General features: G+C 60.1%; 13 protein-coding genes. 5 read left to right on the top strand and 8 right to left on the bottom strand.

Going from position 1 to position 11,721, the window contains the following annotated elements; translation table 11 throughout:
- Window positions 1–6: 6 nt before the first annotated feature.
- A complete protein-coding gene (locus FHT85_RS06825; RefSeq protein WP_112410407.1) occupies window positions 7–645 on the top strand; it encodes a TetR/AcrR family transcriptional regulator in 639 nt (212 codons plus the stop codon).
- Here FHT85_RS06825 and FHT85_RS06820 read toward each other — a convergent pair.
- The 6 genes from FHT85_RS06820 to FHT85_RS06795 all read right to left on the bottom strand — a co-directional run bounded on the left by FHT85_RS06820 (window position 621) and on the right by FHT85_RS06795 (window position 5,599).
- Window positions 621–1,199 (bottom strand): hypothetical protein, encoded by a 579-nt coding sequence (locus tag FHT85_RS06820; protein ID WP_112410406.1) that lies wholly within the window; start codon window positions 1,197–1,199, stop codon window positions 621–623. The two genes, FHT85_RS06825 and FHT85_RS06820, sit on opposite strands and share 25 nt — an antisense overlap.
- Before the next feature lie 247 nt (window positions 1,200–1,446).
- A complete protein-coding gene (locus FHT85_RS06815; RefSeq protein WP_112335763.1) occupies window positions 1,447–1,797 on the bottom strand; it encodes a ribbon-helix-helix domain-containing protein in 351 nt (116 codons plus the stop codon).
- 20 nt (window positions 1,798–1,817) lie between these two features.
- Entirely contained in the window at window positions 1,818–2,414 is a 597-nt protein-coding gene (locus FHT85_RS06810) for a DJ-1/PfpI family protein (RefSeq protein WP_112410405.1), read from the bottom strand.
- Between the two features lie 95 nt (window positions 2,415–2,509).
- The gene (locus tag FHT85_RS06805) at window positions 2,510–2,902 is read right to left on the bottom strand and encodes a DUF779 domain-containing protein (RefSeq protein ID WP_112410404.1); all 393 of its coding nucleotides are present in this window, start codon (window positions 2,900–2,902) and stop codon (window positions 2,510–2,512) included.
- A gap of 80 nt (window positions 2,903–2,982) precedes the next feature.
- Window positions 2,983–4,491 (bottom strand): aldehyde dehydrogenase, encoded by a 1,509-nt coding sequence (adh, locus tag FHT85_RS06800; RefSeq protein ID WP_112335766.1) that lies wholly within the window; start codon window positions 4,489–4,491, stop codon window positions 2,983–2,985.
- Window positions 4,492–4,645: 154 nt separating this feature from the next.
- On the bottom strand, window positions 4,646–5,599 hold the full coding sequence (locus FHT85_RS06795) for a GAF domain-containing protein (protein WP_112410403.1): 954 nt from the start codon (window positions 5,597–5,599) through the stop codon (window positions 4,646–4,648).
- A 400-nt stretch (window positions 5,600–5,999) separates the two neighbouring features.
- On the opposite strand from FHT85_RS06795, the gene FHT85_RS06790 reads away from it, so the two are divergent.
- From FHT85_RS06790 to FHT85_RS06775, 4 genes are all read left to right on the top strand, one after another.
- A complete protein-coding gene (locus FHT85_RS06790; RefSeq protein ID WP_246779897.1) occupies window positions 6,000–6,902 on the top strand; it encodes a phosphatase PAP2 family protein in 903 nt (300 codons plus the stop codon).
- Between the two features lie 177 nt (window positions 6,903–7,079).
- Window positions 7,080–7,334 (top strand): GCG_CRPN prefix-to-repeats domain-containing protein, encoded by a 255-nt coding sequence (locus tag FHT85_RS06785; protein WP_112335769.1) that lies wholly within the window; start codon window positions 7,080–7,082, stop codon window positions 7,332–7,334.
- Between the two features lie 228 nt (window positions 7,335–7,562).
- Window positions 7,563–7,982 carry a thiol-disulfide oxidoreductase DCC family protein gene (locus tag FHT85_RS06780; RefSeq protein WP_112410402.1) on the top strand — a complete coding sequence of 140 codons (420 nt, stop codon included), beginning with the start codon at window positions 7,563–7,565 and terminating at the stop codon, window positions 7,980–7,982.
- Window positions 7,979–9,604, top strand: a complete 1,626-nt coding sequence (locus tag FHT85_RS06775) for an SDR family oxidoreductase (RefSeq protein ID WP_246779896.1) — start codon at window positions 7,979–7,981, stop codon at window positions 9,602–9,604. Before FHT85_RS06780 ends, FHT85_RS06775 begins: the two co-directional genes overlap by 4 nt.
- A gap of 44 nt (window positions 9,605–9,648) precedes the next feature.
- On the opposite strand, the gene FHT85_RS06770 is transcribed toward FHT85_RS06775, so the two are convergent.
- A complete protein-coding gene (locus FHT85_RS06770) occupies window positions 9,649–10,206 on the bottom strand; it encodes a GNAT family N-acetyltransferase (protein ID WP_112410400.1) in 558 nt (185 codons plus the stop codon).
- Window positions 10,207–10,208: 2 nt separating this feature from the next.
- Window positions 10,209–11,282, bottom strand: a complete 1,074-nt coding sequence (locus FHT85_RS06765; RefSeq protein WP_112410399.1) for a serine hydrolase domain-containing protein — start codon at window positions 11,280–11,282, stop codon at window positions 10,209–10,211.
- Window positions 11,283–11,721: the final 439 nt, after the last annotated feature.

The following is an 11,721-nucleotide window of genomic DNA, read 5'->3' as shown; positions in this document are numbered from 1 at the left end:
TGAGCCATGAAAGACAGCTCGCAGCCGACACGCGAACGCATACTTGAGGCCGCCGGAAAACTTTTCCATCGCGATGGCATCCGCGCGATCAGCGTCGATGCGATTGCCGAAAAAGCAGGCATCACCAAGCGTACCCTCTACTATCATTTCCGCAGCAAGGACGACCTGATCGCCGCCCATCTGCAGGTGCGGGACGAGCCGAACCTCGTCCTCTTCAAACGCTGGTTCGAGGAAACGAAAGGCGATACAGCCGAGAGGGTTGCCGGCATTTGTCGCCATCTGGCACAATCGGCGCACAGCGCCAAATGGAAGGGCTGCGGGTTCCTGCGCACCTCGGTCGAGCTCATCAACCTTCCCGGCCATCCGGCTCTGGTGGCTGCCCGCGCCCATAAGAAGCGCGTCGAGGATTGGCTTGCTTCAACCTTTATGGAAGCCGGAGCCGGCAATGATGCCCGGCCGCTCGCGCGCCAGATCATGCTGCTCCTCGACGGTTCATTTGCCGTGGTCCTGCTCCATCGCGATCCGAGCTATATGGAAACTGCAGCGGATGCGGCAGCCGAGCTCATCAAAAGTCGTCTGACGGCACCGCCAGAACTCGATTGCGCGACTGACAAACCATGTCAGTTGAACGAAAGCAGGCCGTAGAGATTGGCAGCAGCCGCATCGATCTGGATAGCCTGATCCGATCCGGCTCCACTCGCCTCGTCCTTTTCTTTCTTCGCCCGCCTTTCGAGGGCTTTCGTGACCTTGTCGTTGCTGTCGCCATCTTGAGCGCTCTCGATAACGTCTTCGATCGACAGGCCAAGCTTATCGAGGCCGAGCTGCCTTTCAAGCGCATGAAACACCGCCATGCCTCCAGCCTGCACCTTTATCTCGCCATAGACCTTTTTCATCGCTGCAACAAACTCGTCCATGGAGGAATAGTCGCTTCGTTCGACCCCCAGAGCCCTGCCTGTCCGTTCGATAAGATCAAGCTTCTGCTTCGCGATGCTGTCCTTGCTCATGCTGAACATGGCTTCCGAAACTTTCGATTGAGCTTGAGTGGGCTGCTTGGAAACGGCCACCTTATTCGTCAGGCCGGTCGCCACCGCAATAAGGCCATCGGCGGCGGATGGAGGTTGCTCCGATATTGTCGTGCCCTTATTCAATTGCTGGAGAATGGCCAGAGCCGCCGAAGGCACATTTGAAATCGATGTCATCGCTTATCCTCAAGCGCCACAGCCTCTCCCTCATGGAAGCCTGACGCAAAGCTCTATGCCTCATGCGATAGTCGATGATTCAATTACTACCGGAAGTTAGTTAAGGTTTGAATAACCCAGGGTGCTCCTCGCCACGAAACACTCCCTATAAGTTGTATGCCGCCATAAGAGTTATTGTCGACGCGACGGCCACCACGAAACCGGCCGTGCGACGATTTCCGGATGCCGCGCTGCCGCATCGATAGGATCAATGATACTTCAGACGCTCGCGGCCAAGAATGGCGGGCGCGTCGACGCCAGCGATCGGCTGGGAGAGATCGCTCGAAATGTCGCCGGCCAATTGCAGGTCGAGATAGCGTGCGCAGCAGACCCGCAGGAACGAGGTGAAATTGCCGAGATCATAGCCGGCATCGATCGATTCATGGTGCAGCTTGGTAATCAGCTGCACCACGTTCATGCCGTCGCGCCGGGCGATTTCCTCCAGCTTCGACCAGAAGAAGTTTTCCAGTCTGACGCTGGTCACCATACCGTCGATGCGGAGGGAGCGCGTGGTGCTTTCCCAGAGCCTGGCATCGGCCTTGATGAACAATTCGCACATGCACGCCTCCCCTTTCAGCTTCAAGCAGCGTTGGCTTCCGACAATGCGCTCGCATCGAGCACAGCCATGAATTGCCGCAACCATGCCGGATGCGCCGGCCAGGCCGGTGCGGTGACGAGATTACCGTCGGCAACCGCGTCATTGATGGCAATATCGGCATAGGTGCCGCCGGCAAGCTCCACCTCGGGACGGCAGGCGGGATAGGCCGAGCAGGTTCGTCCCTTGAGCACACCCGCAGCCGCCAGCAATTGCGCGCCATGGCAAATTGCGGCGACGGGCTTGTCTGCCCCGAAGAAATGCTGAACGGCCTTAATGACCTCTGGGTTCAGGCGCAGATATTCCGGCGCGCGACCGCCCGGAATGACAAGTGCGTCGTAATCCTCAGCCCGGATACTGGCGAAGGTCGCGTTCAATGCGAAATTGTGGCCGCGCTTCTCGGAATAGGTCTGATCGCCCTCGAAATCATGAATGGCCGTTGCCACGGTCTCGCCGGCATTCTTGCCAGGGCAGACGGCATGAACCGTATAGCCGCAGGCAAGCAGCGTCTGGAACGGCACCATGGTCTCGTAGTCCTCGGTGAAATCACCGGTGATCATCAAAATCTTTGCTGCTGGCATCGTCGTCCTCCCTCAAAAACCAACGGACGGCAGTCTAGCAAAGCGCCTGCGGTTGCGGGTATTAGGCCAATACTACACGCCGTTTATGACCCTGCCTATTGCGCCGGCGCACGGCTGATGTCCGGGACTGAGCAGGCTTCGCTACCGCCGAACAGGCGCGAGCGGGTTAGAAATCGCTTCTCCCGCCCATTGTCGAGCGAGAACATGCCGCCGCGCCCCGGCACGACGTCGATGATGAGCTGCGTATGCTTCCACGCCTCGAACTGGTTGCCGCTGATGTAGACCGGCACGCCGCCGATCTCGCCGAGTTTGACATCGTTGTCGCCGATCATGAATTCGCCTGCCGGATAGCACATCGGCGAAGAGCCGTCGCAGCAGCCACCCGACTGATGAAACAGGATATCGGGGTGGTCCTGCTGTATCTCGCGGATAAGCTCGAGCGCCTTATCGGTCGCCAGCACCCGCGGCTCCGATCCACTGTCGTCCATGATGATCCTCCATCACCCCCTGAAAATGCTGGAAGGCTCCCGGCCGCAGCCGGGAGCCTTGCTCGCTTGGTTGGGAGAACTCAGAAGAAGCCAAGCGCCTTCGGGCTGTAGCTGACCAGCATGTTCTTGGTCTGCTGGTAGTGATCGAGCATCATCTTGTGCGTCTCGCGTCCGATGCCCGATTGCTTGTAGCCACCGAAAGCGGCATGGGCCGGATAGGCGTGATAGCAATTCGTCCAGACGCGGCCAGCCTGGATCTCGCGGCCGAAGCGATAGGCGCGATTGCCGTCACGGGTCCATACGCCGGCGCCGAGGCCATAGAGCGTATCGTTGGCGATTTCGAGCGCTTCCTTCTCATCCTTGAAGGTCGTGACCGATACGACCGGGCCGAAGATCTCCTCCTGGAAGACCCGCATCTTGTTATGCCCCTTGAAGATGGTCGGCTTGATGTAATAGCCACTCGACAGCTCGCCGCCGAGATCGGCGCGCGCGCCGCCCGTCAGCACTTCGGCGCCTTCCTGTTTGCCGATATCGAGATAGGAGAGGATCTTCTCCATCTGCTCGCTCGATGCTTGGGCGCCGATCATGGTTGCGGCATCAAGCGGATTGCCCTGCTTGATGGCCTCCACGCGCTTGACGGCACGCTCCATGAAGCGGTCGTAGACCGATTCCTGGATCAGCGCTCGGCTCGGGCATGTGCAGACCTCGCCTTGGTTAAGCGCGAACATTGCAAAGCCTTCGAGCGCCTTGTCGAAGAAATCGTCGTCTTCGGCCGCGACATCGGCAAAGAAGATGTTCGGCGACTTGCCGCCGAGTTCGAGCGTGACGGGGATCAGGTTCTGGCTCGCATATTGCATGATCAGCCGGCCCGTCGTTGTCTCGCCGGTAAAGGCGATCTTGGCGATGCGCGGGCTGGTCGCCAGCGGCTTGCCGGCTTCGAGGCCGAAACCGTTGACGATGTTGAGCACGCCGGGCGGCAGAAGATCGCCGACGAGTTCGGCCCAGACCAGAAGCGAAGCCGGCGTCTGTTCTGCCGGCTTGATGACGACGCAATTGCCGGCGGCAAGCGCCGGCGCAAGCTTCCAGGCGGCCATCAGGATCGGGAAGTTCCAGGGAATGATCTGGCCGACGACGCCGAGCGGCTCATGGAAATGATAGGCGACGGTATCGTGGTCGATCTCGCCGATCGAGCCTTCCTGGGCGCGGATGCAGGAGGCGAAGTAGCGAAAGTGATCGATCGCGAGCGGAATGTCGGCCGCCATAGTCTCGCGGATCGGCTTGCCATTGTCCCAGCTTTCCGCCTGCGCCAGCACTTCCAGCTTGTCTTCCATGCGCTGGGCGATCTTCATCAGGATATTGGAGCGCTCGGTCGTGGAGGTCCGGCCCCATTTGTCTTTCGCCGCATGAGCGGCGTCGAGGGCCGCGTTGATGTCCTTTTCGTCGGAGCGCGGTATCTCGCAGATCTTGCCGCCGGTGATCGGCGTCAAGTTGTCGAAGTACCTTCCGGCAATCGGCTCGCGCCACTCGCCGCCAATATAGTTGCCATATTTCAGCTTGAACGGAGATTCCACGATCTTTTGATGCAGCATGCCATCCTCCCTTGGTCGGCAGGTTCGATGAGCGAACCGATGGGAGAAGTCTGCGGGCACATCGCGGCCGGCGATAGAGGTGGCTTGCCGTGCTGCAGCGCACAGTGTCGCAACTCTGCGACATCCGCCGGATCGAATGCGCGTTGACGGCACTTCAGTGCAGATTGAGCCGGTTCATCTTCCGATGCAGCGTCGAACGGCTCATGCCGAGTGCCGCGGCCGCCTGAGAGACATTGCCATTGGCACGCGAAAGAGCCCTGAGCAGCGCCGCGCGCTCTGCCTCAATCAGATCCTCGCCCGCGGCCCCTTGCTGCTCGCGAAGAACATCGGAGGCCGGAATGCCCACGGCAATGCGATGATCGTCGAGCTTCAATGCAAGGCGGGCCGCGCGGGTCGCACCGAGCACAAGGTCGTTGCGGTCGACCGCCAGCAGTGCCGAAGTGGATGCGATATCCGTCGGCACCATGACGAAGCGGGCACCGGCAAAGGCGCTGCGGAAAAGATTGAGCTCGATGCGCACTGCCGCGTCGCGCACGGTCTGCGACAGGATCGCCAGTGTCCCGTCGCTCACATCGTCGCGGCAGCTGGAAATGTCGAGCGCCCCGGCAAGCTGGCCGCGATGATCGCGGATCGGCGCCGTGGTGCAGCTGAGATTGATATTGGAGCTAAAGAAGTGCTGATCGCGAAAGATCGCGACGGCCCGCTCGTCGGCAAGCGCGGTTCCGATGCCATTGGTGCCGATACTCGCTTCTGTCCAGACGGAACCAGGCCACAGGCCGAGATCGTGGAACTCCTTATCGTCACCGACGGCGCCGCGGCGTTCCAGCGCGATACCGTTGCGGTCGGTCAGAAGCAGGCAACAGCCGGCCTTGCCCACCGCGAGAAACAGGCGATCCAACTCATTGGCAGCTTCGGCAACCAACCGTTCCGATCGCTCCAGTGCCGTTTGAAATTCCTGACTGGTCAAGCGCATCGGCAGACGCTTCTCCTCCGGCGCGAGGCGGTGCATGACCATGCACCGTCGCCAGGATGCAACAACCGAAGAACTCGCCGCCGCCGATTGCGCCGACGCGTAAACCTGATCCGCATGTGCGGAATAGTCGTGCATTTGGCTCCTCCCACCGAACGCTAACCCAATTGTCGCTAAAAATGGCCATTGAAGCAATCCTCCCGGCGACTTTCGTCCCGGATAGCGGAATCAGCGGCTACCTTGTCGACGGCACAGTCTTTTTCGGCACCGCCGTCCCTTCAGCTCATGACTGCACAATCCAACAATCGAAGCCGCCTGGTCGACGCCGTGATTTTGGTTTGCTGCCCACACAATCGAGATCTGACCCGCCAAGCGCAACCTTTCAGGCGGCTGTCAGCGTGTTGTTGTAGCAGCTTTTTCCAAGGGAAACGGAGCGGAAGGCGATTGGTGAGCCCAGCTCCACGAGCGGCTGTCTCGACAGTAATGGAAAGTCGGCTTTATGCAGGCATGGCAGCGAGGCCGAGAGGCCATAAAAGAAATGCTGGGGCGTTCCGCCGACACCGGTCGCAGACGAATGGCCGGCGGCCTTCGCTGCTTCTTCAACACACCGACCATCAAGCCCCCTGCAAATCGTGCTTTTCTCGAGCGCCCGATCGTCATCATCGCCATTTTCCTCGCGCTGTCATTGCTCGTCATGTGGACGGCCGATTATCCCTTGGGCATCTGGATGAAGTCTTTTCCCGCGCAGTTGCGAGGGACGGCGAGGTGGATCAGCAGCCTCGGCACCGGGCTTCTGGTGCTCTCATTCAGCGGAGCGCTGCTGATTTTTGCGATCCTCGCGCCTGCGCACAAACTGCGGAAATCCATGCGAACGGGGGCTGATCTCATCGCGACTGCGGCTGCCTTCGTCTTCCTTGCGGTCGCCGGCGGCGGCCTTGTCGATTCGCTCGCCAAGAACATCATCGGTCGCGCCAGGCCGGAACTCCTGGATACGAACGGCGCCTTCTCTTTCCGACCCTTTGCCTTTCAGGCCGACTTCGCCTCCTTTCCTTCCGGACACTCGGCAACGGCCGGCGCCATGGCGATGTCGCTGGCGCTGGTCTTCCCCCGCCTTCGCCCCCTCTTCATACCAGTCGGCGTCCTGATCTGCCTGTCGCGCCAATGGGTCGGCGCGCATTGGGCAAGCGACACGCTGATGGGATGGGGTGTCGGCGTGGCTTTTGCCTTGGGGCTGGCGCACGCATTCGCGCGACGGCGCCTCCTCTTCGCCTATGATGCGAATGGCCGCTTGTGTCCTGGGGAACAATACAAGGCAATTCTCGCCGTTCTGCGCGCTTTGATCCGGCGCATGCCCTTCATCGGCAAGAAAACCCTGCCTGCGGCAAAATCGTGCCCGGCTCAGGCTCGCCTTGCATCCCGAGCCTTTGAAATTCGATCCTGATCCCGCAGCGGGTGCAGCTCTCCTGCATCGCCTGTCCACTTCGGCGCCGCCGAAGCCACCAGCCTTTCGCATCCGAATGCAAAATCATCGCTATGTAGCGACGGATTTGCCGCTCGCCGCCGTTTAAGCGCTGAAGGGATAACAGCTTGAAGCTCTTCAAGGACGAATGAGGACATCATGAAAAAGATCATTTTGCTGACTTTCGCCGCAATCGCCTGCCTTGCCGCCATTTCACCGGCTGAGGCTCGTGACGGGTGCGGTATCGGCTGGCATCGCGGGCCGTACGGTTATTGCCGCCCGAATGGACGGCCTGTGGTCGTCGTGCCGGCGGTTCCGGCCTATGGCATCTTCTATCCTGGCCGTGGCTATTGGGATGGGCACCGCTATTGGGTGCATCGCGAGTGGTGGCATGGTGGCTGGCGTTATCGCTAAGCTACTCTTCCGTGATGCGCGCGGCCCGGTCTAGCAGATCGGGCCGCATGCCAACCGACAGATCGATCGGCCTGCTTTTTTCGATCCTTCCGCAGCCTAGCCCTGTGATATAAACCTCACGGTCGTGCCGGTTTGACATGGCAGCCCACAGAAACGTGCAATTGACGGCGGCGATGCAACTGGTCAAAGCTGTGGCGAGACCGGTTTACGGAAAAAGACGCCGCCAGCATGAACAAAAGCACCATCAGCGACTATCACGGGCCGATCATCGTCTTCGACGCCATGTGCGTCCTGTGTACCGCCAACGCCCAGTTCGTGCTTCGTCATGACCATCTTGGTCGTTTCCGTCTTGCCTCCATGCAGAATGAAACCGGCATCGCGCTCTATCGCCGCTGCGGCATGGATCCCGCCGATCCCGACAGCCTCATCATCGTCGACGGCGCAAAGGTATTGCGCGACAGCGACGCGGTGCTGGCCATTTATGCCGGCCTCGGCTGGCCCTGGAAGGCGATTTCCGTGCTGCGCATCATACCCCGCATGCTGCGCGATCCGATCTACCTCTGGCTTGCGCGCAATCGCTACCGCATCTTCGGCAAACGGGAGACATGCTGGCTTCCGACACCCGAGCAGGCGAGCCGCATCCTTTGAAAAGAATCCTCGTTCTCGGCGGCTATGGCGGATTCGGCGCGCGGCTGTCGAGGCGCCTTGCCAGCGACGGCTTCGAGGTTCTGGTCGCCGGACGCAATCTCGAAGCCGCGAAAGCGCTCGCCGCTCGATTGCCCCATGCGATTGGTCTGCAAGCCGATCGAAATGGCGATATCTCTGCGATACTCGGCGAGCACAGGCCCTTTCTGTTAATCGATGCGGCAGGTCCCTTCCAGCAAAGTGATGACAGAGTTCCGCGAGCCTGCGTGGAGGCCGGTATCCACTACATCGATCTTGCCGACGCGCGCGATTTCGTCGGCGCGATCAGATGCCTCGATGAACGGGCAAAGGCTGCCGGCGTAACCGTCATCTCGGGCGCGTCGAGCGTGCCGGCGCTCTCCGGTGCCGTGGTCGCGGACCTTGCCAAGGACATGGAGGAAGTTCGTTCGATAGAAATGTCGATCAGTGCCTCCAATCGGGCGACCGCCGGCGCCTCGGTCGCATCGGCAATCCTGAGTTATGTCGGCAGGCCGGTGCGGCTCTGGCGCGGCCGGCGCTGGCAAGATGCGATGGGCTGGCACATGCTGAAGCGCGAAACCTATGCCATTGCCAGCCGCCGCCCCCTGCATCGGTTGGTGGCGCTGGCCGACGTGCCGGATCACGATCTGCTGGTCGAAAGCTTTGCCGAGCGGCCCAGTGTCATCTTCCGGGCGGGGCCGGAATTCGCCTTTCAGACTTTGGCACTCTGGCTGCTGTCCTGGCCGGTTGCCTGGGGCTGGTTGACATCGCTCAAGAAGATCAGTCGCTTTCTGCTGCCGCTGCAACGCCTGACAGCAAGACTTGGCACGGCGCGCTCGGCTATGACGATCGAGATCAAGGGCATTGAGCAAGGCGCCATGAAGGCTCGCCGCTGGACCCTGATTGCCGAAAATGGCGACGGCGTGGAAATTCCCACGCTTCCGGCGCAGTTGCTGGCGCGGGCCTTGCGCGACGGCCGTCTTCCACCCGGCGCCCGTCACGCCGGCGGGCTTCTGTCGCTTGAGGATTTTCGGACCTTGTTTCGCGATCTGGCAATCACCGAGGAAATGACGGAAGCACCCTATACGCCGCTCTATCAGCGTGTCATGGGTCCTGCTTTCGCGCATCTTTCCGAGCCGGTACGTGCGATGCACCATGTCTTCGGCGATGGCGGCGCCAAAGGAGAGGCAGTCGTCACCCGCGGGCGTTCTCCTCTTGCCCGGCTGGTCGCGAAAATATTCGGCTTTCCCACAGCCGGAAAGCACGCGCTGCATGTCTCCTTCGAGGAAAACAACGGCATCGAAGAATGGACGCGGGATTTTTCCGGCCGGCGCTTCCGCAGCCATTTGAGCGAAGAGAATGGCCACCTCGTCGAACGCTTCGGCCCCTTCCGCTTTGCATTCGATCTTCCCATCCGTGGCAACGGACTCAGCATGGAGATGCGACACTGGTCGTTCTTGCGCATTCCGCTACCGCTCTTTCTTGCGCCCCAAAGCGTCGCTCATGAATGGCCGGAGGACGGCCGCTTCCACTTCGATGTACCGATTACCCTATCGTTCATCGGCCCCGTCGTTCATTATCGAGGCTGGCTGAGGCGGATTGATTGATAATGCAAGACCGACTGACGAACCGGCCAGGAGACCGACTAAGGCTAGCTCTGCCGGTCGCCAGCCAAGCAGCCGAACATGCGGAAATCGTGGAAGGCTTCTTTGAACCGCGCCTTCTGGCGCAGCGTGCCCTCATATTGAAAGCCCGCTTTTTCCAGAACCCGGTCGGATGCGGCGTTTCCCGGCAGCGTCCAGGCTTCGATGCGATTGAGCGAAAAATCGTCGAAGCCGCATCGGACGATGGCACGCGCGGCTTCGCTCATCAGCCCCTTGCCCCAGGCGGAGGGATGCAGTTCATAGCCCAGTTCTGCGCATCTGGCATGTTTATCGAAGCTGTTGAAGCGAATGGCTCCGAGCAATTTGCCGGAAACCCGATCCTCGATGATCCATGAGCAACCCGTTCCCTTGGGAAAGATTTTGATCATCCATCGCAAAGAGCGCTCGATCTGCGCCATTTTCGGCGCATCAACCCAATTCGAGAACCGTGTGACCTCCGGAATTGAAATCAGCGCATGGAAATCGTCGCGATCACCCATGCTCGCTTCGCGCAGCCGCAGTCGCTCGGTGACAAGTGTGGGAAACTCGGCTTTTGAAGGCGCCATCTTCATGCTTTCAGCAGATTGGCAAGGATGATCTCGCGCCAGACGCGGGTGGGCGTAATCCAGGCATCCCAGGAATTATACTTGCCGGAATAGATGACAGCGGCGATACCCGCATCGGGCATCAGCCAGAGCCTTTGCCCGCCATTGCCGAAGCCGGCATACCATGGCCGCGGATTGTCAAACGCCGGCACCGGCGCATGGCCTGAGAACCACAATCTGCCATAGCTCAAACCGTCTCCCGTCGAAATTGCCGGCGCGAGGGATTGCACGATCCACTCTTCCGAGACGATCCTTTGGCCATTCCACACGCCCTTCTGGAGGAAAAGCGTGCCGATCTTCAGCAAATCGGGGGCAGTCAGGCGCAACCCGGATGCCGGCGACGCCACACCGTCACGCCCGGCGTTCCAATGGAATTTGGCAATCCCCAGCGGCTCAAAAAGAACCTCTCGCGCGAAATCGGGCAAGCGCTTGCCCGTGCCGCGCTCGATGATAGCACCCACAAGCGCGACGCTGCCGCCGGAATAAATCCAGCGTGTTCCCGGCTCTGCGATCACCGGACGTTCCAGGACGAAACGATATCGGTCCGGCGCATTCTCCATCGCAATTTCGCTGTTCAGCGGATCGGTATAGGGACGATCTTCGTCCCACTCCATCCCCAGCGTCATCGTCAGCGCGTGGGCAATGGCGATCTTGGCGCGCGCAGGATCTTGGGCGAGATCGCCGTATTCCGGGAACTGCTCATAAAGCGATGCATTCGGCGGCGGCACCAATCCTCTATCGAGTGCAATGCCATAAAGAAGGCCGGCAATGCTCTTGGTGACCGAACGAAGATCGTGCAGCGTATCCGCGTCGAAGGCGACATCCCCGAGCGGATCTCCCCAATTTTCGTCGGAGCCGATGGCGTAATATTCCAGGCATACACGCCCGGAACGAGCGGCAAGCACGACATGCAGATCGCGCAGCAAGCCGGATTCGATGCCGGCTTCAAACTTGCGGCGGAGCTCGGGATCAAAACCCATGGCCTGCAAGGTTTCGCGATCAAGTGACGAGGATGAATTGCCCTGCGTGATGACCATGCAATCTCCACCCTTCGCTCAACGACCGTCAGGGAAAGCTACAATCAAAGCGCGCATGCGGCAAGGCGACGATGCAGCAATTTGGCATCCATATTGGCCGGTCTTTCGATCAGCCCTGCCCCATCTTCAGGTCTGTTTGCGTCTCATCGCAAATGTGGTGCCTTCCTTTTTCTGACGAGAATCCCGGTCGCGGCTGAACGCCGCTTCCGAGATTCCCGGCTGTCGTCAGGGGTGAGTACGACAGCCGGGTCAAGAAATCGATTTTCACACCGGCAATCCATAGGCGGACTGGAAGCTGGGAAACACAAGATTAAACTCCACAAGTGACTGCCCCATTTTGAGACATATTTCACGCAACGCTAAATTTGCCTCGCCCAGCATGGCCTCGTCGGCGGCAACTCTTTTCAGATCTCATACAAGCGCGATGATCTGAACGTTC

Source organism: Rhizobium sp. BK312 (assembly GCF_014193605.1).
GTDB lineage: Bacteria > Pseudomonadota > Alphaproteobacteria > Rhizobiales > Rhizobiaceae > Rhizobium.
Note: the sequence above shows the minus strand (reverse complement) of the source record. Positions and strands in the feature narration are given on the sequence as shown.